The 20588-nt window shown below is 71.6% G+C and carries 20 protein-coding genes; 11 read left to right on the plus strand and 9 right to left on the minus strand.

Features of this window, described 5'->3' with window-relative positions:
- Window positions 1-95: 95 nt before the first annotated feature.
- The 7 genes from F8568_RS23160 to F8568_RS23190 all read right to left on the minus strand — a co-directional run bounded on the left by F8568_RS23160 (window position 96) and on the right by F8568_RS23190 (window position 6924).
- Window positions 96-563 (minus strand): hypothetical protein, encoded by a 468-nt coding sequence (locus F8568_RS23160; RefSeq protein ID WP_151595769.1) that lies wholly within the window; start codon window positions 561-563, stop codon window positions 96-98.
- Window positions 560-1636, minus strand: a complete 1077-nt coding sequence (locus F8568_RS23165) for a phosphotransferase family protein (RefSeq protein ID WP_202125248.1) — start codon at window positions 1634-1636, stop codon at window positions 560-562. Before F8568_RS23165 ends, F8568_RS23160 begins: the two co-directional genes overlap by 4 nt.
- Window positions 1633-2802 (minus strand): hypothetical protein, encoded by a 1170-nt coding sequence (locus tag F8568_RS23170; RefSeq protein WP_151595771.1) that lies wholly within the window; start codon window positions 2800-2802, stop codon window positions 1633-1635. The genes F8568_RS23165 and F8568_RS23170 overlap by 4 nt, the downstream gene beginning before the upstream one ends.
- 33 nt (window positions 2803-2835) lie before the next feature.
- Window positions 2836-3585, minus strand: a complete 750-nt coding sequence (locus F8568_RS23175) for an SDR family NAD(P)-dependent oxidoreductase (RefSeq protein WP_151595772.1) — start codon at window positions 3583-3585, stop codon at window positions 2836-2838.
- Window positions 3586-3707: 122 nt separating this feature from the next.
- Window positions 3708-4682: a hypothetical protein gene (locus tag F8568_RS23180; RefSeq protein ID WP_202125249.1), complete on the minus strand. Its 975-nt coding sequence runs from the start codon at window positions 4680-4682 to the stop codon at window positions 3708-3710.
- Window positions 4683-4792: 110 nt separating this feature from the next.
- Entirely contained in the window at window positions 4793-5650 is an 858-nt protein-coding gene (locus F8568_RS23185) for a TIGR03620 family F420-dependent LLM class oxidoreductase (RefSeq protein ID WP_202125250.1), read from the minus strand.
- A 44-nt stretch (window positions 5651-5694) separates the two neighbouring features.
- The gene (locus F8568_RS23190; RefSeq protein ID WP_151595774.1) at window positions 5695-6924 is read right to left on the minus strand and encodes an acetyl-CoA C-acetyltransferase; all 1230 of its coding nucleotides are present in this window, start codon (window positions 6922-6924) and stop codon (window positions 5695-5697) included.
- A 133-nt stretch (window positions 6925-7057) separates the two neighbouring features.
- Here F8568_RS23190 and F8568_RS23195 point away from each other — a divergent pair, with 133 nt between their 5' ends.
- Genes F8568_RS23195 through F8568_RS23210 form a run of 4 tightly spaced genes read left to right on the plus strand, consistent with a single transcriptional unit; the run spans window position 7058 to window position 10818 of the window.
- Window positions 7058-7486, plus strand: coding sequence for a Zn-ribbon domain-containing OB-fold protein (locus F8568_RS23195; protein ID WP_151595775.1), 429 nt, complete (start codon window positions 7058-7060; stop codon window positions 7484-7486).
- Window positions 7483-8691, plus strand: a complete 1209-nt coding sequence (locus F8568_RS23200; protein WP_151595776.1) for a thiolase family protein — start codon at window positions 7483-7485, stop codon at window positions 8689-8691. The genes F8568_RS23195 and F8568_RS23200 overlap by 4 nt, the downstream gene beginning before the upstream one ends.
- Window positions 8688-9842, plus strand: a complete 1155-nt coding sequence (locus tag F8568_RS23205; protein ID WP_151595777.1) for an acyl-CoA dehydrogenase family protein — start codon at window positions 8688-8690, stop codon at window positions 9840-9842. Before F8568_RS23200 ends, F8568_RS23205 begins: the two co-directional genes overlap by 4 nt.
- Before the next feature lie 4 nt (window positions 9843-9846).
- Window positions 9847-10818: an acyl-CoA dehydrogenase family protein gene (locus F8568_RS23210; RefSeq protein WP_202125251.1), complete on the plus strand. Its 972-nt coding sequence runs from the start codon at window positions 9847-9849 to the stop codon at window positions 10816-10818.
- Between the two features lie 82 nt (window positions 10819-10900).
- On the opposite strand, the gene F8568_RS23215 is transcribed toward F8568_RS23210, so the two are convergent.
- Window positions 10901-12163, minus strand: coding sequence for an acyl-CoA dehydrogenase family protein (locus tag F8568_RS23215; protein WP_202125252.1), 1263 nt, complete (start codon window positions 12161-12163; stop codon window positions 10901-10903).
- A 57-nt stretch (window positions 12164-12220) separates the two neighbouring features.
- Window positions 12221-13774, minus strand: coding sequence for an AMP-binding protein (locus F8568_RS23220; protein WP_151595778.1), 1554 nt, complete (start codon window positions 13772-13774; stop codon window positions 12221-12223).
- 109 nt (window positions 13775-13883) lie between these two features.
- Here F8568_RS23220 and F8568_RS49760 point away from each other — a divergent pair, with 109 nt between their 5' ends.
- The 7 genes from F8568_RS49760 (at window position 13884) to F8568_RS23250 (ending at window position 20587) form a co-directional block, all read left to right on the plus strand.
- Complete coding sequence (locus F8568_RS49760; RefSeq protein ID WP_268896348.1) at window positions 13884-14009, plus strand: hypothetical protein; 126 nt, start codon at window positions 13884-13886, stop codon at window positions 14007-14009.
- A 12-nt stretch (window positions 14010-14021) separates the two neighbouring features.
- Entirely contained in the window at window positions 14022-14861 is an 840-nt protein-coding gene (locus tag F8568_RS23225) for a mycofactocin-coupled SDR family oxidoreductase (RefSeq protein ID WP_151595779.1), read from the plus strand.
- A gap of 315 nt (window positions 14862-15176) precedes the next feature.
- Window positions 15177-15755, plus strand: a complete 579-nt coding sequence (locus F8568_RS23230) for a MarR family winged helix-turn-helix transcriptional regulator (protein WP_151595780.1) — start codon at window positions 15177-15179, stop codon at window positions 15753-15755.
- A 227-nt stretch (window positions 15756-15982) separates the two neighbouring features.
- Window positions 15983-16774: an enoyl-CoA hydratase/isomerase family protein gene (locus F8568_RS23235; RefSeq protein ID WP_151595781.1), complete on the plus strand. Its 792-nt coding sequence runs from the start codon at window positions 15983-15985 to the stop codon at window positions 16772-16774.
- Entirely contained in the window at window positions 16771-18423 is a 1653-nt protein-coding gene (locus F8568_RS23240; RefSeq protein WP_202125254.1) for a class I adenylate-forming enzyme family protein, read from the plus strand. The genes F8568_RS23235 and F8568_RS23240 overlap by 4 nt, the downstream gene beginning before the upstream one ends.
- A 5-nt stretch (window positions 18424-18428) precedes the next feature.
- Window positions 18429-19559 carry a hypothetical protein gene (locus F8568_RS23245; protein WP_151595782.1) on the plus strand — a complete coding sequence of 377 codons (1131 nt, stop codon included), beginning with the start codon at window positions 18429-18431 and terminating at the stop codon, window positions 19557-19559.
- The gene (locus F8568_RS23250; protein WP_151595783.1) at window positions 19556-20587 is read left to right on the plus strand and encodes a phosphotransferase family protein; all 1032 of its coding nucleotides are present in this window, start codon (window positions 19556-19558) and stop codon (window positions 20585-20587) included. Before F8568_RS23245 ends, F8568_RS23250 begins: the two co-directional genes overlap by 4 nt.
- Window position 20588: the final 1 nt, after the last annotated feature.

Genomic DNA, 20588 nt, shown 5'->3' on the forward strand with positions numbered 1-20588 from the left:
CGAGTGTGACGCAGCTTACTCTAGTTATCTATTATTGAGCAATAGATCTTCTGCGGCCGGGCAGCCGGTTTCCGCCGTCCCGCTGGGAGAACGCCTCAGCGCCGGGGCCCGGTGAAGGCGTCCCGCTGCCATGCCCGTTCCCGCACGAGTTGCCTGCCCAGGTAGTCGCGGGCGGCGACGCGGACCGGGTCCGCCGCGTCCGGCAGGGCGTCGATCACCGAGACCAGCGCGGAACGCAGCCGCACCGCGTCCTCCTGGAGCTCGGCCAGTGCGGGATACCGCGGCTCCGGCCGCCGCCCGACGGCCGCGGCGACCTCGCGCAGCACCTCGTCCGGCACCCCCGGTCGCCGGGGCAGACCCGCCAGAAGCGCGCGCAACTCGGCGTTGTCCTCGGCCAGCGACGCCGTCTCGTCGCGGACCCTGACCCGGACCGAGCGGAGCATCTGGGCGACCGTCCGGCACAGGCTGGCCGCGTACTCGTCTCCGCCCGCGGCGGGGGCGATGTCGTTCTCGACCGCGTCGATGACGGACGCGAGGATCTCGTCCACCCCGGGATGGATCATGCCGGCGCCTCCTGGAGCGGGTCGATGCCGAGCACCCCGGCGAGCCTCAGCCGGCTGTGGTACCCGACCTCCGCGGCGGTCCACACGAAACGCAGAGGCGCCGCTTCCTTGCGGTGGACGAGGGCCGCGGCGTGATGGCAGTAGAGGAACTGCAGCACTCCGTAGAACCGCCGGTAGAACTCGACGCGCCGGACGGTGATCTCGATGCCGGTGCGCTCCCGGTGGTAGGCCAGCGCCTCCGGCAGTCCCCAGACGCGCCGTCCGTTCCGGTGGATCTCCGGGATCATCTCCTGCACCTGGGCGAAGTCGTAGGCGGGGTCGCCGAGCACCGCCAGCTCCCAGTCGCTCATCGCCACGATGCGACCGTCCGACCAGACCTCTTCACCGTGCCCGTTGGTGCCCTTGCACAAGGTGACGCGCGGGCAGTCACGCGGTGCCGCGTCCCGCAGCCACGCGACGCACTCGGCGAGCAGCGGGCTGGGTTCGAACTGGAACTCCGCGAGCCGCGAGAGCACCGAACCGATGAGGGTCTCCGCGCACTCGGCCGGTGACGGCGGAACGGCGAAGACCTCACCGAAGCCGAGCGCCTCCCAGTCGAGGGTGTGCACCAGTGCCAGCTTGTCGAGGTGCTCTTTGGACGCGGCCACGCGCGCCTCGTCCAGCTCCGGGTCGTCATCGGCGATGAAGGGGAGCAGCCAGTCCCCCGGCACCTTGGCCCGCACATAGGCCTCCCGGCCGTCCGGCGCCCACCCGGGTTCGTCCTCGTACCAGAGCACGTCCGCGGTGGGCACCGCCGATCCGTTCAGCCGGCGGTAGACCTCGTACTCGGTGCGCAACGAGGTGGGGATGATGCTGCCGCCCTCGTGGTCGCGCCGGACGATGTACTCGCGCTCACTCCACCGGCCGTCACCGCCCAGGACCGAGCCGATCACCGACCAGGTCTGCCGCGAGACACCGCGGGACAGCCGCCGGACATCGTGCATCCGCACGTCCGCGACCTCCGGTCCGAGCCGGGTCATCCGGTGGCGGAACCAGCGGCCGACGAAGTCCGCGTCCTCGAGGCGGGCCGTCACCGCAGCCCCAGCGGGGCGAAGGGGCCGTCCAGGAACAGTTCGGTGTGACCCGCCCCGACCCATTGCCGTCCGTCCGGTGCCGTGGTGGTCACGCGCGACAGGTACTCCTTGCCGTGCAGGTCCGCCACCACCGAGCCGTCGTAGCGCGTGTGGTCGAAGGGCTGCCGGGAGAAGTCGAACTCATCCCACTCCAGGCTGACCCCCGGGCCGTGGTAGGTGCGCATCGAGCCGCCGTCGCGCCAGCTGCCGCCCTGGTAGCCGATCGTCGCGGTGACCCATGGCGGCCCCACCGGTTCGACGCGCTGCGTCCATTTCCCGCCGTCCGCGGCGGTCAGCGTGACCGTGCCGGCCTTCAGCCTCCTGGTACCCGGGACGAGCTCGAGGTCGTGCGAGCCCGCGACGAGGTCGACCGCGACCGAATCCCGGCCAAGGTGCAGGCGGCCCTCGAAAGGCGTGCCGAAGGTGTCGTTCATCGGGACCTGCGCGCCGTCCGGGGACTCGTGGATCGCGTAGAAACCCGACAGCTCCCCTGCGCCGAACAGCGTCCAGAAGCGCAGGGCCCTGGGCACGCCGCCGGGATCGCGCGGCGGCAGCCACCGTGGATCCGGGGCGAGCGGCGGGCGCTCGTGGTAGAGCCCCCACGAGTGGTCGCGGCTGCCGTACCAGTGCGAGGGGTCCGCCTCGACGCGGTCGCCGTCGATCTCGATCCAGCCCCGCACCGTCCCGGGCTGGGAGTACCGCGTCTGGTCGGTCACCGGCCGTCCGCGGTTGACGGCCAGGTGGTGCGCCTCCTGATAGGGCGGCGCCGACCCGAGCCAGTGCAGGTCCATCCGCAGGCCGGACGGGTTGTCGTCGAGCGTCAGCCGGATGTCCCGGAACGGCTCGACGACCTCCATCCGGTACGGCCCGACGGTGGTGTCGCACAGTTCCCGCCACGTCCGGCTGAACCGGACCGTCCGCTGGACGCCGTCCCTCATGACGCCGACATATCCTCCGATGATGTCGGTGTTGGGGTTGATCCGCAGGCCCTGGAAGCAGAAGCACCCCGCCTCGGCGGAGAAGGCGCCGAAGAAGTATCCGTCGTCGAAGCCGGGATCAGTGTTGCTCACGATCGACAGCGGATACGGCGTCTGGTGGACGGGCAGCTCGTCATAGGGGCTCAGCATGTGCGCTCCTCGCTCGAACGGTGAATACGAAGCTCACGCCCCTCGCTGGGCCGCCTGGAGGAAGGGAATGGTGGCCTCAGAGAGCCCGCCGTCCACATAGAGCACCTGTCCGGTGATGTAACGCGAGTCCGGCGAGGCGAAGAACGACACCACGTCGGCGATGTCGTCGGGAAGGGCTCGGCGCCCCAGCGGCACGAGAGCATTGAACCGCGCCTCCCGCTCGGCGTCGGCGGAGACGCCGGCCGTGCCCTCGGTGCGGACGCCCCCGGGGGCGACGGCGTTGAAACGGACGCCCGAATCGGCGAACTCCAGCGCGCACAGCTTCGTGAGCGACACCAGCGCCGCCTTGGACGGTGAGTAGGCACCGGTCCCGGGGGTCGCCGCCTTCGCCGCGAGGGAGGCGATGTTCACCACCGCTCCACCGGACGGCGACGCCGCGAGCAGCGGCAGCAGCCGCCGGGACAGCAGCAGTGGCGCGACGACGTTCACCTCGAGCACGCGGCGGAACTCGTCGGTGGAGATGTCCGCCAGCTTCCCGAACGGGTAGATCCCGGCGTTGTTGACCAGCACCTGCAGGTCGTCGAGCGAGCCGGCCATGGCGTCGATCGCCGCCTCGTCCGTGACGTCGCACCGGACGGCCCGTCCCCCGACCTCCTTCGCCGCGTCCCGCGCCGTGTCGGGGTCGAGCTCGGCGATCACGACGGAGAATCCGTCGGCCGCCAGCCGCCGCGCGATCGCCCGCCCGATCCCGCGTCCCGCTCCTGTCACCAATGCCGTGCCCATAACCGCTCCGTTGTCCGCTCGGGAGATGGATGCATCCGATCTGGCCACGCCCCTCATCGGCCGCCGGCCAGGGCGTTCGCTCGCGGTCCGGCGGGCTCCGACCGGGTCGGAGGTACCGGCCGTCAGCCGGCGAGCCGGTCACGTTCCGGGTTTCCCTCGGCCGTCGCCGGCGCCGTCGTCCGGGCGTCTCCGGACTCGTCGCGCCCTTCTGACGGTGCGTAGTCCAGGTCGAACGGATCCCGGTCGAGTACCAGGCGAACGATCAACAGGAAGGTCGCGAATCCGAGCACCAAGGTCAGCAGCCCGAGCGCCTGCGTCACCGGCCAGGGGAGGTCGCCGTTCACCGCGATCCAGGAGGGAAGCGCCGTCGCGCCGTACACGGTGGCCACCGACATCGGCATGATCACCAGCATGGCCGGGGCCGCCCACCCCTGGAGGCGGTCCCGGAACCGGTACGCCAGCGCGGCTCCGAGCAGGACGCCGGCCGGGTTGCAGGCGATCCACCACCACGGCAGTTCCCAGAGCAGCACCAGGGGTTGGTTGCCGTAGTAGTGATAGGTGTCGAACTTGAGCAGGATCTCCTCGAACACCACGTCCCCTGCCACCGCACCCGCGAACAGCAGCCACAGTGAACGCGTCGTGGGGCCTTTGGACAGCATCGCGTACTCGAAGTAGGCGAACGCGCCGTAGCCGAACCAGCCGGCGACGATCCACCAGGGCATCGCCCGCCCCATGATCGTGTAGGCGTGCCCGAGCGGCTCGGTGTCGCTCCAGGGGAAGTAGACCCCGCCCATGATGTCGAAGAAGACTTCGGGGATGCAGATGGCGGCGCCGCTCAGCGCGACGAGCAGGGGCAGCCACGTGCGCTCTTTCGCGAGCCGGCGAAGGCCCAGGACGACGCCGCTCAGTCCCACGAGGGTCATCGCGATGGTGACCCCGACGTGGTCGGCGGTCCGGTAGGGCTCGTCGGGCATGCGCGGGAGCCCGAAGCGGCCGTCGAAGGCGACCTCGGGACGCGGTCTGAGCCCGGTGATCAACAGTGCGACGGCGATGAACAGCGGCACGCCGATCCAGGCGCATGCCTTGGCCTTCGACATGAGGGCTCCTCTCCGTGCCCGCGCCGAGACGTTCGGCCCCCGTGACCCGAAATTAGTCTCTAGATAAATAATCGTCAACTAGAGTTTTTGGGGCGCCGCCCATGGGCGGTCTATCCGAGCGCCGGCCCCAGCCGCCGCCACTCCGCCAGCTGCGGACCCTCCTGACCTGTGAGGACGTGCAGGGCCACCTGGTCGGCTCCGGCGTCACGGTGCAGGCCGGCCCGGCGTACGACCTCTTCCGGCGACCCCCACGCCACCAGGGCGTCGACCAGCCCGTCGCTCCCGCCGCCGGCCAGGTCTCCGGCGCCGAAGCCCATGCGCAGCAGGTTGTTCACGTAGTTGGGCAGCGTCAGGTAGACGGCCAGGTGCGCCCGCGCCGTCGCACGCGCGGAGTCCGGCTTCTCGTCGAGCACGACCTTCTGCTCGGCCACCAGGATCGGCGCCGGCCCGAGCCGCTCGCGATGCGCGAGCGTGTGGTCCGGCGTCACCAGGTAGGTCAGGGCCCCTGCGGTGCGCTCCCCGGCCAGCGTGATCATCTTCGGGCCGTTGGCGCCGATCATGCGGCGGTCCGCGGGCACCGGGGCCGGCGGCGCGTCGAGGCCGTCGAGAAAGGCGCGCATCCTGGTGAAGGGCCGCTCGTAGCGTCCTCCGGCCCCTTCCACCAGCGGTGCGTGGCTCACTCCCGCACCGAGTGTGAATCGTCCGGGGTAGGCGGTGTCCAAGCGATGGAACTCCGCCGCCGCGGCATCCGCGTCCAGGTCCCACACGCTGAGGACCGCGGTTCCCACCTGCAGCGACCGCGAGGCGGCGAGGGCCGGCTCGACCGCGTCGAGCCTGCCCCGGCAGTTGGCGATCCACAGCGCACCGAACCCCAGCTCCTCGAGTTCACGCGCCGCTCGATCGCCTCCGGGCGCCGCCAGCCGGGCGTGGGAGGTGTAGACGCCCCATGGCGCCATCGGCCGTGCCATTTCCGTCTCCATGAGGTCTCTCCCGCCCGGCGAACGCGGCCGTATCAGATGCGTTCGATCACGGTGGCCGTGGCCATGCCGCCACCGGTGCACATCGCGATCAGCGCCGTGCTCAGATCGCGGCGCTCCAGTTCGTCCAGCGCCGTCTGCATCAGCATCGGTCCGGTGCCGCCGATCGGATGGCCCAGCGCGATCGCGCCGCCGTTGACGTTCACCCGCTCCGGATCGATGGCAAGGTCGCGCACGACCTTCAACGGGACGGCCGCGAACGCCTCGTTGATCTCCCACAGGTCGATGTCGCCGACCGCCATGCCGGCCCGGTCCAGCACCGCCCGCGCGGCGGGGACCGGCGCGGTGAGCATGATGACCGGTTCCGCGCCGGCGACGGTCGCGGCACGGATTTTCGCTCGCGGTCGCAGGCCGTGCGCGCGCGCGTAGTCGGGAGAGGCGAGCACGAGGGCGCCCGCGCCGTCGACGACCCCGGAGGAATTGCCGGCGTGGTGGACGTGCGAGATCTCCGTGATCTCGGGGTACACCCGCGCGCACATCTGGTCGTAGGACAGTCCCGACGGATCGCGCGGCTTCGCCCCCATCCGGGCGAACGACGGTTCCAGCGCGGCCAGCGACTCCAGGGTGGTCTGCGGCCGGGGGTGCTCGTCCCGGTCCAGGAGCACCTCGCCGTCCGTGTCGCGAACCGGGATGAGGCTGCCGTCGAACCGGCCCTCGGCGACGGCCTTGGCCGCCTTCTCCTGGCTGCCGACCGCGAACGCGTCCACCTCGGCGCGGGTGAAGCCCTCGAGGGTGGCGATCAGGTCGGCGGAGATGCCCTGCGGCACCAGCGGGTACAGCTCGCGCAACGCCTGGTTGCCGCCATCGAGGGAACCACCGCCGATGCGTTGCCGGTAGCGGGACATCGACTCGACGCCGCCGCCGATCACCAGGCGCTGCCAGCCCGCGGCGATCCCGGCCGCGGCGAAGGTCACGGCCTGCTGCCCGGAGCCGCAGAACCGGTTGAGGCTGACACCGGGGACGCTCACCGGCCAGCCGGCGGCCAGCACCGCGAGGCGTCCGATGTCGTCGCCGTGGTCGTCGCGCTGGTCGCCATTGCCGATCACCACGTCGTCCACATCGGCCGGGTCGAAGCCGACACGGTCCGCCAGCGCCCTGAGCACCTGGGCGAGCAGTTCCTGGGGGTGCACCCCGTGCAGGGCACCGGAGGGCCTGCCCTTACCGCGTGGAGTCCGGACCCCGTCGATGATCCATGCTTCCGCCACAACACTCCTCACCGCGCCGTCACTGAACACGAAAAACTCTAGTCCTGTAACATCTAGATGTCGAGTATTATCCGCTTTGCGGAGGGCCTGGGGCCCTCCTGACCACGCACTCCAACAGATCGGACGGGCAAGGATGCCGCATCAGATCCCCGTCGTCGCCTACCTCCGGCTCGGTGACCCGCCCCACCTCACCTCCGCCGCGTGCACGCGTTGCGGAGCGCTCTACTTCGACCGGCGCAACGCCTGCGCCCGCTGCTTCGCCACGGACTTCACCACCCGGTCGCTGGCGAACGAGGGAACCCTGCGCGCGTTCACCTTCGTGGGCCGCGCCAAGCGCCCGTACGTCTCCTCGGTCGTCGCCCTGGACGGCGGCGGCGTGGTGAAGGCCAACCTCCTCGGGGTGGACCGGCCCGAGCAGGTCACCCCCGGGATGCGGGTGGTGCTCGACACCTTCGTCGCAGGGGTCGACGACGAGGGCACCGAGGCGATCGCCTTCGGCTACCGGCCGCTGGACGGCGCACCCGGCGGGGGCGCCGAGAACGACCACGGAGGGACGCGATGAGCGGCGATGACGTCTGGCTGATCGGCGCGGCGATGACGCCTTTCGGCAGGTTCCCCGACAAGGACCTGATCGACCTGGCCGCCGACGCCACCCTGGAGGCGCTGGCCGACGCGGGCACCACCATGGCCGACATCAATGTGCTGGCCCTCGGCAACGTCTACGAGGCCAACTCCCACAACGGCCAGCGCCTGCAGAAGCAGGTCGGGCAGACCGGTATCCCCGTCTACAACGTGGTCAACGCCTGCGCCACCGGCGCGACCGCCGTACGGGTCGTGCTGATGTCCATAGCCGCGGGCGAGAGCGACATCGGTCTCGCCGTCGGGGTGGAGAAGATGGGCAAGATGGGGATGATCGGCGGTGCCGCCAAGCCCGCCGCCGAGAAGAAGGTCTTCTCCCCCAAGGGCCGCTACGGGTCGGTGCTCAAGACCGAAGGCGTCCTGGGCACCGGGCTGATGCCGGGAGTGTTCGCCCAGGCCGGCACCGAATACGCACTGGCCCACGGGGTCACCGCCACCCAGTTCGCCAAGGTCGCCCAGAAGAACCATGCGCACTCCGTGCACAACCCTCTCGCCCAGTACCGCAAGGAGTTCAGCCTGGCGGAGATCCTCTCGGCTGAGATGATCTCCTATCCGAACACGCTGCCCATGTGCTGCCCGACCGGCGACGGCGCGGCCGCGGTGGTGCTGGTCTCGGGCACCAGGCTGCGCACCATGGACCCCGACGTGCGGCGGCGCGCGGTCAAGATCTCGGCATCGGTGCTGACCGCCGACCCCTGGAGCGAGTCCGGGCAGGTCCAGCCCGATGTCAACACGCTGACCCGGCAGGCGGCCGACGCCGCCTACGACAAGGCCGGGATCGGGCCCGACGACCTCGACCTGGTCGAACTGCACGACTGCTTCGCCACCGCGGAGCTCCTCCACTACGACAACCTGCGGCTGTGCGAGCCCGGCGGCGCCGGTGACTTCATCGACTCCGGCGCCCCGTGGCGGGACGGGAAGACGCCCGTCAACGTCTCCGGCGGCCTGCTGTCCAAGGGGCATCCTCTCGGCGCGACGGGTGTCGCCAACATCTTCGAGGTCGCCACGCAGCTGCGCGGCGAGGCGGGCGCCCGGCAGATCGAGGGCGCGCGCGTCGGCCTGACGCACGTCATCGGCCTGGCCTCGGCCTGCGCGGTGCACATCCTCGAGGCGGGGGCCCGCCGATGAGCGCGGCGCCGGTCGCGGCGGCCGGGGAACCGACGGTCCCGGCCGTCCGGGAGCGGCTCGGGCGCTGGCTGGCGGAGCACTCCGCCGAACTGGCGCCGTTCACCGAGCTGCCCACCGACGTGGACGGCGTCTTCGCGTCGCTGTCGCGGCTGCAGCGGCTGCTGTACGAGGCCGGCTGGATCAGGCTCGGCTGGCCGGCCGAGCTCGGCGGGCTCGGCGGCCCGATGATCCTGCGCGGGGTGGTCAGCGAGGAACTGGCCGCGGCGGGCTACCCGCCGCCGTTCTCGTTCGGCACCCAGGAGGTCCTCGGGCCCGCCATAGCGCGCTTCGCCTCTCCCGAGCTGGCCGCATCCGCCCTGCCCCGGCTGCTGAGCGGGGACGAGACATGGTGCCAGGGCTTCTCCGAGCCCGGCGCGGGCAGCGACCTGGGGTCCCTGCGCATGCGCGCCGTCGACGAGGGCGACCACTGGCGGGTCGACGGCGAGAAGATCTGGACGAGCTGGGCACAGTACTCCGACCGCTGCGTCCTGCTCACCCGCACCGCGCCGCAGGAGGCGGCGCACCGCGGGATCACCGCGCTCTTCGTCGACATGGACTCCCCCGGCATCACCGTCAGCCCGCTCGTCACGATGACCGGCGAGGCCGACTTCTGCAGCCTGTTCTTCGACGGCGTGCGCGTCCCCAAGGACCGCCTGATCGGGAAGGTCGACGGCGGCTGGGCCGTGGCGATGTTCATCCTCGGCTGCGAGCGCGGCGTCGCCGCCTGGCAGCGCCAGGCCTGGATGCGCTGGCGCCTGGCCGGCCTGGTCAACGAGGCCGACGCGCTGGACGGCGCTCGCGCCGGTGAGGCGTTCGAACTCGTCCACGCCCTGCGGCTGCTGTCGCGGCGCACGCTCAGGTCGCTGTCGGACGGCGAGGATCTCGGGGTGCGCCCCTCGTTCGACAAGCTGCTGATGTCGACCGCCGAGAAGTACATCTTCGATGCCGCGCTGGAGGCCATGCCCGAGACGCTGCTGTTCGGCGGCCCCGGACCGGCGCGGGACTGGCGCAACGACTACCTGTACTCGCGCGCGTCGTCGATCTACGGCGGCGCCGCCGAGATCCAGCGGAACATCATCGCCGAGCGCGTCCTCGGCCTGCCGAGGGAGTGAGCCGATGAACAGCTCCATGGACGCCGAGGACCTGCGGCTGCTGCGCGAGAGCCTGGCCCATGCCGTCACGGACGCGGGATCGGGCGGGCTGCGGGCGGCGGTCGCCGGGTTCGGCTGGCACGAACTGCTCGCGGAGCATCCCGACGCGGCCGTCTCGACGCTGGCCACGCTGCAGGGCGAGCACCTCACCGCGACCAGCCTGCTCGATGACGTGGTGCTGGCCGCGGCCGGGATCAAGGAGACGGCGCGGGTGGTCTATCCGGACCTGCCCGCCGCCGAGCCCACCAGCCGGCTCGAAGGCGGCACGCTGCTGGTCCGCGGCGTCGCCGCCGCGACGGGCGACGAGAGGGCGGTCGTGCCGGCGGTGCGCGACGGGGAACCGGTGATCGTCACGACCGACCTGACCGGCGCGGCCACCGCGGACCCCGCGGCGGGACTCGATCCCGGCGCGGGATGGGCGCTCGTGCGCACCGAGTCGCGGGTGCGTCCCGACCAGGTGCTGGACGGCCCGGAGGCCCTGGCCCGGTGGCGCGCGATGCGCGCGGCCGGGCAGCGCGCCCTGGCCTACGAGCTCATCGCGATCGGACGGCGCATGCTCGCCGGCGCGGTCGAGCACGTCGGCACGCGCGAGCAGTTCGGCCGCAGGCTCGGCGCCTTCCAGGCCGTCAAGCACGCCCTCGCCGACGTGCGGCTCTGGCAGGAGTGCGCCGAGCTCGCGGCGGAGGCCTCCTGGGAGGACGACCCGGTGGAGCCGGCGAGGCTCGCCAAGATCCTCGCCGGGAGATTCGTCCGCACCGCGGCGGCGAACTGCCAGCAGGTACTGGGCGGAATGGGCTTCACCTGGGAGCACGAGTTCCATCGCTACCTGCGCCGGGGCCTCCTGCTGGAGCCGTTGCTCGGCTCGGCGGCGCGGCTGCGCGCCGACCTTGGAAGCCGGCTCCGCACCGATGGGGTGCCGAAGCTGTCCGCGCTGTAGTGACGGAGTTCCGGGTCCGGCTCGAGACCGCGGTAGCCGCCCCGCGTGCCCGTGGAAGCCACGGGCACGCGGGGCGGGCCGGTCAGGCGGACCCGTTGGAGCCGCCCGATCCGTTGGCGGACGGTCCCGGCGAAACCGGTTCCTTGGGGAGGCCGAGAACACGCTCGGCGATGATGTTGCGCTGGATCTCGTCCGTGCCGCCGCCCAGCCGGAACCCGGGAACACCGAGGACGAACTCCGCCCACGCGAAGGTCCCCCATTCCCCGGTGTCGGCGAGCAGCTTGGGGCCCAGCGCGACACTCACCAGGTGTGACAGGGCGGCCAGGTTCTCGGTGAGGGCCAGCTTGGACAGCGACATCTCGGGGCCCACCCGGCCGGACCTGGCCCCGGCCTCCGCGCGGGCACGCATCGCCTTGGCCGCGGCGACGCCGGAATGGACCCGGGCGTAGGCCTGCCGCACCGCCGGATCCTCCGAGCGCCCCAGGTGATGCAGCATGGCCACGAGGCGCTCCATCCGGAACAGCCCCGCCCCGCCTCCGGCCGAGCCGCCGATCGCGCCCCGCTCGTAGAGCAGGGTGGTCATGGCGACCTTCCAGCCTCCGTCGACCTCGCCGAGCCGGTACGCGTCGGGGACCACGGCGCCGTCGAGGAACACCTCGTTGAAGTCGGCGCCCCCGGTCATCTGCCGCAGCGGCCGCACCTCCACCCCGGGCGCGGTCATATCGATCATGAAGGCGGTGAGGTCGCGGTGGCGGGGCCCCGGTGAGGTCCGGCACAGCAGCAGTCCGACATCGGAGTAGTGGGCACCCGACGTCCACACCTTCTGCCCGCTGACGATCCAGTCGGAGCCGCTGGGGGCCGCCCGGGTGGCGACGGCGGCCAGATCCGAGCCGGCGCCCGGCTCGCTGAACAGCTGGCAGCCGACCGAGTCCCCCCGGTACAGCGCTCGCAGCCACCGCCCGATCGCCTCCCGCGAGCCGAACTCCTGCAGTGTCGGGGCGACCATGCCGAGGCTGACCCCGAGCGGCGAACGCGAAGGCGTCTCGTAACCGCGTTCCAGTTCCAGGTAAGCCCGCTCGTACCGGGCCGGCAGGCCGCGCCCGCCGAGCTCGACGGGTCCGGTGATCCACCCGAAACCGGCATCGAACACCTGCCGCCGCCACTCGACCGCCTCCCTGACCTCCTCTGGGGTGGCGCCGCGGAACAGGCTCACTCGATCGTCGCCCTCGCCCCAGGTCGTGGCGGCGGCGCGCGACCGCGGCCTGGCGGCGCGGTCCAGAAAGGCCGTGGCCTCGGCGCGGAAGCCGTCCATCTCCGGCACTCGAGCCGGTGTCACGTCGGGCACGCCGGAACCTCCGATCACATGAACACGCGAATTTAATTGAGCACTAGAGTTTTTAGCCTACCTGATCTCGGCGTCCGCACGCCCGCGCTCCGCGGCCTCCCAGTAGGGCCGGCGCAGCGCCCGCTTGTTGACCTTGCCCATCGCGGTGCGCCCCAGCCCGTCGACGATCTCCACGCTGCGCGGGCACTTGTAGTGGGCGAGCCGGGCCCGGCAGTACTCGATCAGCTCGCCAGGCGCGGGCGGGCTGGCCGGAGCGGACGGCACGACCAGGGCCTTGACCTGCTCCCCCATCTCCTCGTGGGGCACTCCGATGCAGGCGACCTCGGCCACCGCCGGATGGGTGAGCAGAACCTGCTCGGACTCGGCCGGATAGATGTTGACCCCGCCGGAGACGACCATGTCGGAGAACCTGTCGGTGATGTAGACATAGCCCTCCTCGTCCAGGTAACCGATCTCGCCCAAGGTGAAGACGCCGTCCCCCTCGCCCGCCTCGGTGCCGCGTTCGTGGTGGTAGACGATGCCGTGGCCGGTGGTGTCCCGGAAGTACAGCCGTCCCTCCGTCCCGGCGGGCACCGGACGGCCCTCCTCATCCAGCACCATGGCCTCGAAGGGCGGGACGGCCCGTCCCACCGAGCCGGGGCGCTCCAGCCACTCCTGCGCGCTGATCACGCAGGTGGACCCGACCTCGCTGGCCCCATAGGACTCCCACAGCACCGGCCCCCACCAGTCGATCATGGCCCGTTTCACCCCCGCCGGGCACTTGGCGCCGACCTGCAGGACGTACCGCAGCGACGAGACGTCGTAGCGCGCCCGAGCGTGCTCGGGGAGGGCGAGCAGGCGCTGGAAGTGGGTCGGCACCATGATCGCCGAGCCGATGCGGTCGCGCTCGACGGCCGCCAGGAGCGCCTCGGCGTCGAACCGTCCGAGCACGGTGACCGGTGCTCCGCCCAGGAAGGCGCGGATGCCCGAGAGCGGGCCGCTGTGGTAGAGCGGGCCGACGATCAGGTGCCGCCCGTGCCGCGTCAGCCTTCCGTCGCGCAGGCGCCGCAGGTGCTCGGTGATGTCGGCGCCGCCGGCGAAGGAGGTCGGCGGGAGTTCGACGCCCTTGGGCCGTCCCGTCGTGCCCGAGGTGTAGACGAGCGTGGGGAGCGGCGCCGCGCCGGCCGGGGGCTCGGTGTCGGCGGCATCCGCCAGGGCGGCCTCCCACTCCCGCACTCCCGGCATCTCGCCCGCACCGCCCCAGCCCAGGACCGCGGCGATTCCGGCCTCCCGGGCCGCACGCAGGCCGGTCCGCGCCGTGCGGCCGTCGACGAGCACGGCCCGGGCACCGGAATCGGCCATGATGTAGGCCGCCTCCGCCGCCGTCAGGTGGAAGTTCACCGGGACCGCGGAGATTCCCGCCAGGGTCGCCGCCGCGTAGGCGAGCAGCGCCTCGGCCGAGTTCTCGGCGAAGACCGCCAGGCGCCGCGCCGGCCCGAGGTCGAGCGCGCGCAGCGCGTTGACCGCGGGCCGCAGCACCTGGTCGACCTGTGCCCAGGTCAGCTCGGTGCGAGCGTCGCGCACCGCGATCTCGGTGGGCCGTGCGGCCGCGAATTCGGCTGCGAAGGTCATCCGGTCCCCTCTGTCCTCAGGCCGGCGCTTAACGCGGCAAGAAACTCTAATGCTAGACTATCGATACCTCACGCGCCTGGGCCAGGTCCCGCCCCGGAAGGAGCCGACGATGACGCCGTCCACCGCCCTCGCCGAGGACGAGCGCCCGACCGCGCTCCGGCCGCGCGCGCACGCCGAGCGCACAGCGGCCGCCCCCGCCCACAGCGCCCGGCGGGAGCCGGGCGCACGACCCTGAACGGGATCCGCCATGTCTGGACTGCTCGAGGGCAAGGTCGCCTTCATATCCGGGATCGCCCGCGGCCAGGGAAGGGCCCACGCGCTGCGCCTGGCCCGGGAGGGGGCGCGGATCATCGGCTTCGACATCTGCGCGCACATCGATACGGTGCCGTTCTCCATGGGCACCGCGGAGGACCTGGCGGAGACGGAGCGGCTCGTGCGCGGCGCCGGCGGCGAGATCGTCGCCTCGAAGGCCGATGCCCGCGATCAGGACGAGATCGTCGCGGCGCTGAACGCGGGGCTGGACGCGTTCGGGCGGGTGGATTTCGTGGTGGCGAACGCCGGCATAGGGCAGCCGTTCGTCCCCGCCTGGGAGATGGAGGACGAGGCGTTCCTCAATGTCGTCAACGTCAATCTCGTCGGCGCCTGGCGCACGGCCAAGGCCGCCGTCCCGCGAATGATCGATCAAGGCGACGGCGGCGCGATCGTGGTGACCGGATCCGGGGCGTCCCTCAAGGGACTGCCCAACCTGGCCGGTTACGTGGCGAGCAAGCACGGGCTCATAGGCCTGACACGCACCCTGGCGCGCGAGCTCGGCCCCCACCGCATCCGGGCCAACGCCGTCCTGCCCGGGAACACCAATACGCCCATGTTCAACAACGCCGCCATGCGGAGCCTGTTCGTACCGGACGGCGAAGGCGACCCCCCGCAGGAGCGGTTCCTCGCACGGGCCAAGGCCGGAAGCCCCTTCGGCCTCCCCTACGTCGAACCCGAGGACATCGCCGAAGCCGTTCTGTGGCTCTTGCAGCCCGCGTCACGGTACGTCACCGGCATGTGGATTCCCGTGGACGGCGGAACGGGCATCCCCTGATCCGACGAGGGGCCGACCCCGAGGACACCCGCGGAGTTAACGCCGGGGCAACCTGTCCAAAGTAGTCATGAACTAGACTTTCTTAGCGTCCTGCATTGGACTCCAACCTCCGAGCACCGGGCCAGAGCTGGTCGGCCCTGCACTCCGAGCGCAACAACGGTTCGACATACCCCCTGGTCACCGTGAGTTTTATCGACTGGTGCGACGAGGACCACACTGCTACGGCCGCGAAAACAGCCGAACGCCGCACAGTCTCGGACTAGACTGTTGACAGGCCGACCAGATGCCGGGACAACACAATGAGCGGGAGAATAGATGGCAGCACGGTCTCACGACGGGGCCGCAACGCCCACCAGCCCCTCGGCCGTCGCCGACCTGACGGCCGACCCCATCGACTGGGCCCGCCACTTCTGGCGACGCCATGGACTCGGCGAATCCGAAGAGGCCTTCATCGCGATGAGCTCCGTGCTGCGCTTCCACCGCCTCATGGTCGACGCCGCGGAAACCGCCCTGCGCCCCCACAAGCTCAACATCACCGACTACATGCTGCTGATGACCCTCCAGCTCTCCGAGACCGGAACCCGCCTCATCAGCCAGCTCGCCCGCAGCCTCATGGTGCACGCCTCGACGGCGACCCTCGCCATCGACCGCCTCCAGGCGCAGGGCGTCATCCAGCGCACGCCCCACCCGACCGACCGCCGCGCCATCCAGGTCACCATCACCGCCCAGGGCCGCACCCTCCTCGCCCAGGCAACGGCCTCCCTGCGGGAGGTCGAGTTCGGTCTCACCGGTAGCCACCCCGACGAACAGCACACGCTCACCGACACGCTCGCCCGCCTCCGGCTGGCCGCCGGCGATGAGGACGCACCGCTCAAACCCGCGCGAACGAGGTGACACCGACCCCTGTCCCCGGCCCGCCGCCACGCCTGCGGGCCGGGGACATCGCATTTTCGGGGGGCGTCCGAGAGGGAGCGGAGAAACTCTAGGGATAGACTATCCATGCCACAAGCGTTTAAGGTGGATGCTGGCCATAGGGCCTTGTGCACGAGCTCTTACACACGAGTAGATGCCCTGGCTATGGTCACCTAACGAACCTGCGAACCGAGGGGTGCCTCTCAACGATGGCGCGCTACCAGGCGGTGGAACCGATCCGGAACGGGCCGGTGGGCGAACTGCGGCTGTGTCGGCCGGATGTGCAGAACAGATTCGACGACGTGCTGTTCGGCGAGCTCGGCGACGCGCTCGGCGAGCTCGCCGCCGACACCGAGATCCGTGCGGTCGTGCTCTCCGCCGCCGGCAAGCACTTCTCCGCCGGCGGTGACACCGAGACGATGCTGGCCGCCAACGCCGATCTCCAGGTGCTGCTGGCCCAGGTGGACGACGGACGGCGGCTGTTCCGCGCCTTCGCCGATTTTCCCAAGCCCCTGATCGCCGCCCTGCACGGGCACGTCTTCGGCGTGGCGACCAGCCTGGCCCTCACCGCCGACGCCGTCGTGTCGGCGCCGGGCGTGCGCATCTCCGACCCGCACGTCCATCTCGGGCTCGTCGCGGGCGACGGCGGCTGCGTGACCTGGCCGGCCAACCTGCCGCTGGTACGGGCCAAACGCCACCTGCTGTGGGGGGAGCCCCTGCTCGCCGAGGACGCGCACCGGCTCGGGCTGGTCACCGAGCTGGCCGAGTCCGCCGAAGCGGTGCGGCCGCTGGCGCTGGAACTCGCCGAGCGCGTGGCCGCGCTCCCGCCCGTGGCCGTCCAGCTCACCAAGCGGGCGCTCAACAAGGTGCTGGCGGCCCGGGCCGACGAGGTCTTCGACACCGCGTTCTACCTGGAGGCGATCAGCGCCTCCACCGCGGACCTGCGTGAGGCCGTGGAGGCGTTCACGCAGAAGCGGCCCGGCGTCTGGAGCGGACGGTGAGCGGTCCCGCACAAGCCGGCCGCGCGCTCGCCGGCCTGTGGGGCACGGAGGTCGTCCGGACGACGTACGCCGGCCATCCGGGACTGGCGCTGCACCCTCGGCCGACGTCCCTCGGCGAGATGCTCACCGGAACACCGCGGTGGGCGGACCGGACCTTCATCGTCCAGGGGCGGCGGCGCATCTCCTTCCGCAGGTTCCTGGGAGCCGTCGAGCTCGCCGCGGCCGAACTCGCCCGGCGCGGGGTCCGTCCGGACGACCACGTCATGCTCCTCGCCTACAACAGCCCCGACTGGATCCTCGCGCTGTGGGCGGCATGGTATGCGGGCGCGGTGCCGGTACTGGGAAACCGGTGGTGGAGCCCGGACGAGATCGAGCACGCCTGCGGCCTCACCCGGCCCGCCCTCGTCATCACCGACATCCCCGGGCCCGGCGAGCGGTTCCCGGCCGCGACCATCACGCCGGTCGACCTCGCCGGCGCCTTCGAGTCGGCCTCCGACGACGCCTCCACCGCCGACCTAGAGCGCCTGCTGGCCGCGATGCCCGCCCCCGAGGAGGACACGCCGGCGCTGGTCATCTTCACCTCCGGGAGCACGGGCGCTCCCAAGGGCGTGGTGCTCTCGCACCGCTCGGTGATCGCCAACCAGCACAACCTGCTGTCGCGCTCCGGCCGGCTGCCGAAGGACCTGCCGGAGAGCGCTCCGCCTCCGGTGACCCTGGTCTGCACCCCGCTGTTCCACATCGGCGGCATCTCCAACCTGATCACCAATCTGATCACCGGTGGCACGCTCGTCCTGAACGAGGGCAGGTTCGACCCCGCCCAGATCCTGGAACTGATCGAGACCGAGCGGGTGCAGAGCTTCGGCGGAGTCCCGACCATGGCGATCCGCGTCCTGGAGCATCCCGACTTCGAGACCCGCGACCTGTCGAGCCTGCGTTCCTGGCCGCTCGGCGGGGCACCCGTCCCGGCGAGCCTGCTGGAGAGCATGCGTCGCAAGCTGCCCCAGCTCCAGCGCCGCGGGCTCGGCAACACCTGGGGGATGAGCGAGTCGGGTGGCTTCCTCACCGTGGCGGGCAACCGCGACCTGGCCCAGCGTCCCGGCACCGTCGGGCGGCCCTATCCGGTGGTGGAAGTGCGCATCGGCGATCCCGGGGAGACCGGCGGCGGAGAGATCCTGGTCCGCAGCCCGACGGTGATGCTCGGGTACCTCACCCCGGACGGCGAAGGCGACGGCACGGTGGACGCCGACGGCTGGCTGCACACCGGAGACATCGGGCACCTGGACGACGACGGATACCTCTACCTCGACGGCCGCAGCAAGGACATCGTCATCCGCGGCGGTGAGAACATCGCCTGCGCCCACGTCGAGACCGCGCTGGCGCAGCATCCCGACGTGATCGAGGTGGCCGTGTTCGGGGTGCCGCACCCCGACCTGGGCGAGGAGCTGGCGGCGGTGCTGGTCGTCCGCCCGGGGACGGCGCCGACCGAGGACGAGCTGCGCGAGTTCCTCACCGGGACGCTCGCCTACTTCGAGATACCCACGCTCTGGCGCATCCGGTCCGAAGCACTGCCGACGCTCCCCGGCGAGAAGATCGACAAGAAGGCGCTCCGGGCGAGTCTGAGCGCCCCCGCCCCAGCGAAGCGAGGTTGACGGCCATGGTGCGACTGAGCCCGCCCGACGAGTACTTCACCCACCAGGTGGCCTACCCGCACGCCATGGTCGGCTCCAGCGACCCGAGCTGGCGCGAGCGCTACTGGGTCAGCATCCAGGACACCTCCGCCACGGACACCGTGCTCACCCTCGGACTGGGCCAGTACCCCAACCAGGACGTCCAGGAGGCGTTCGCGGTCCTGTCGGCCGACGGCCGCCAGCACAACCTCAGGCTGGCCCGGGCCCTGTCCCCGCGCAACGACCTGATGCAGGTGGGCCCTCTGCGGGTGGAGGTCGTCAAACCCTTCGAGGAGCTCCGCTTCATCCTGGACGAGAACCCGTCGGGAGTGGCGTTCGACATCACCTGGACCAGCGAGTTCGAGCCCGTCCTGGAGGGACGGCACTTCCAGACGAGCCGCACGCGGGTGACCTACGACGCCATCCGGTACGTGCAGGTGGGCCGGGCCGGCGGAACCCTGGCCGCACCGGGCCGGGAACTCGACCTCGACCCCGCCACCTGGTGGAGCGAGCGCGACCACTCCTGGGGCACGCGCCCGCTCCCCCGCGCTCAGGGAGCGCCCCCCGGCGAGCGTCCCGAATGGCGCATGCTGATGTTCTGCCCGCTCCAGCTGCCGGATTTCGGCGTGCACCTGTACCTGTACGAGGCCGAGCCGGGGCGCCCTCTGCACCTTTCCGCGGGGATCTGCCACCGCCGGGGCGGCTCCGGCGGGGACGAGATGATCGTCGGGGTGGAGCATGACCTGCGCTGGGTCGCGGGGGCCCCGGCCGCCACGCTCGCCGGTGGGCTTCTCACCCTCGTCCTCGACAGCGGCAAGCGGCTCGAGTTCGAACTCACCGCCCAGCCCGGCCGCGCGCACCTGCGCGGCGGCGGCTACGAAGGCTGGAACGGCTGGTTCCAAGGGCACTGGAAAGGCGAGGAGAGCATCGAGCACGAAGTGTGGGACCTGACGGACCGGAGCCAGTTCTACCGCTATGCCAAGGCGGGAAGCGACCATCTCGTCAAGGTGCGTCACGAAGGACGGACCGGCTACGGCGTGATGGAGTACATGGTGCTGCCCGGCTACCCGCGGTACCAGGAGGCCATCCCGCCGCGGCCCTCGACCGGTGACCGATGAGCGGCACCGCCGAACCCGCCGTCGAGGAGATCACCGCCGCGCTCGAGAGCTTCCTGCGGGACGCGCTCGGCGACGCGGCGGCCCCCGTCGTCACCGGGCTGCACCGGTCGGGCTCGGGCAGTTCCCGGGAGAACTGGCCGTTCGACGCCGAATGGAACGACCGCGGCGAGCGGGCCCGGCACCGGCTCCTGATGCGCAGGGACCCGCCCGCCGCGGTCGTCGACACCGGCCGGGACATGGAGTTCCGTCTGCTGCGCAGGCTGGCGGCCACCGCGGTCCCGGCCCCGCGCGTGCTGTGGCTGGACGACACCGGCGAGCGCCTGATGCGCCCGACCATGATCGTGGAACGGCATCCGGGCGAGGCGCACCGCGCGGTGCTGCGCGACGCGGACCCGCTGGGGCTCGGCGATAAGGGCCGGCTCGCGCTGGCCGAACGGCTGTGCGAGGTCCTGGCCGAGCTGCACCGGGTGGACGTGGACGCGACCGGGATCGGCGAGGAGCTGGAGGATCCGGGCGAGAACCCGGCCCGGCACGAACTGACCCGGTGGGAACGCGAACTCGACGCGCACGAACTCGAACCCCAGCCGGGCCTGCGGCTGGCCGCCGCGTGGCTGCGCGACAACCTGCCCGAGCCGCCGGCCCGCACCGTGCTGGTGCACGGCGACTTCCGCCCGGCCAACGTCCTGGTCCACGACGGGGCGCTCAGCGTGCTGCTGGACTGGGAACTGGCGCACCTCGGCGACCCGGTCGACGACCTCGGCTGGTACACCGCACCGGTGTACCGGCGTGAGCACTTCCAGCCGGGCTGGGAACCGGACGATTTCCTGCGCCGCTACACCGAGCTGACCGGCATCGAGGTCGACCCGCGTGCGCTGGCGTTCTGGCAGGTGCTGTCCATGTTCCGCCTCGCCGTGATAGCCCTGACCGGCATCCGCGCCTTCTGCGGCGGAAGTGACCGTCCCGCGGCGCCGGCGGACGCGTTGATACGGCAGGTACTGGCCGCCGTGCCGGCCGCGGAAGGAGCCTGAC

Origin of the sequence: Actinomadura physcomitrii, assembly GCF_008923205.2 — a bacterium.
Lineage (GTDB): Bacteria > Actinomycetota > Actinomycetes > Streptosporangiales > Streptosporangiaceae > Spirillospora > Spirillospora physcomitrii.

What these genes read in the sequence shown, in the direction of transcription:
- F8568_RS49760 (WP_268896348.1), top strand. Translation starts at nt 13,884, where the DNA reads ATGACGCCGTCCACCGCCCTCGCCGAGGACGAGCGCCCGACCGCGCTC.
- F8568_RS23195 (WP_151595775.1), top strand. Translation starts at nt 7,058, where the DNA reads ATGCCGCATCAGATCCCCGTCGTCGCCTACCTCCGGCTCGGTGACCCG.
- F8568_RS23250 (WP_151595783.1), top strand. Translation starts at nt 19,556, where the DNA reads ATGAGCGGCACCGCCGAACCCGCCGTCGAGGAGATCACCGCCGCGCTC.
- F8568_RS23210 (WP_202125251.1), top strand. Translation starts at nt 9,847, where the DNA reads ATGAACAGCTCCATGGACGCCGAGGACCTGCGGCTGCTGCGCGAGAGC.
- F8568_RS23160 (WP_151595769.1), bottom strand. Translation starts at nt 563, where the DNA reads ATGATCCATCCCGGGGTGGACGAGATCCTCGCGTCCGTCATCGACGCG.
- F8568_RS23225 (WP_151595779.1), top strand. Translation starts at nt 14,022, where the DNA reads ATGTCTGGACTGCTCGAGGGCAAGGTCGCCTTCATATCCGGGATCGCC.
- F8568_RS23220 (WP_151595778.1), bottom strand. Translation starts at nt 13,774, where the DNA reads ATGACCTTCGCAGCCGAATTCGCGGCCGCACGGCCCACCGAGATCGCG.
- F8568_RS23235 (WP_151595781.1), top strand. Translation starts at nt 15,983, where the DNA reads ATGGCGCGCTACCAGGCGGTGGAACCGATCCGGAACGGGCCGGTGGGC.
- F8568_RS23245 (WP_151595782.1), top strand. Translation starts at nt 18,429, where the DNA reads ATGGTGCGACTGAGCCCGCCCGACGAGTACTTCACCCACCAGGTGGCC.
- F8568_RS23200 (WP_151595776.1), top strand. Translation starts at nt 7,483, where the DNA reads ATGAGCGGCGATGACGTCTGGCTGATCGGCGCGGCGATGACGCCTTTC.
- F8568_RS23175 (WP_151595772.1), bottom strand. Translation starts at nt 3,585, where the DNA reads ATGGGCACGGCATTGGTGACAGGAGCGGGACGCGGGATCGGGCGGGCG.
- F8568_RS23185 (WP_202125250.1), bottom strand. Translation starts at nt 5,650, where the DNA reads ATGGCACGGCCGATGGCGCCATGGGGCGTCTACACCTCCCACGCCCGG.
- F8568_RS23205 (WP_151595777.1), top strand. Translation starts at nt 8,688, where the DNA reads ATGAGCGCGGCGCCGGTCGCGGCGGCCGGGGAACCGACGGTCCCGGCC.
- F8568_RS23180 (WP_202125249.1), bottom strand. Translation starts at nt 4,682, where the DNA reads ATGTCGAAGGCCAAGGCATGCGCCTGGATCGGCGTGCCGCTGTTCATC.
- F8568_RS23170 (WP_151595771.1), bottom strand. Translation starts at nt 2,802, where the DNA reads ATGCTGAGCCCCTATGACGAGCTGCCCGTCCACCAGACGCCGTATCCG.
- F8568_RS23230 (WP_151595780.1), top strand. Translation starts at nt 15,177, where the DNA reads ATGGCAGCACGGTCTCACGACGGGGCCGCAACGCCCACCAGCCCCTCG.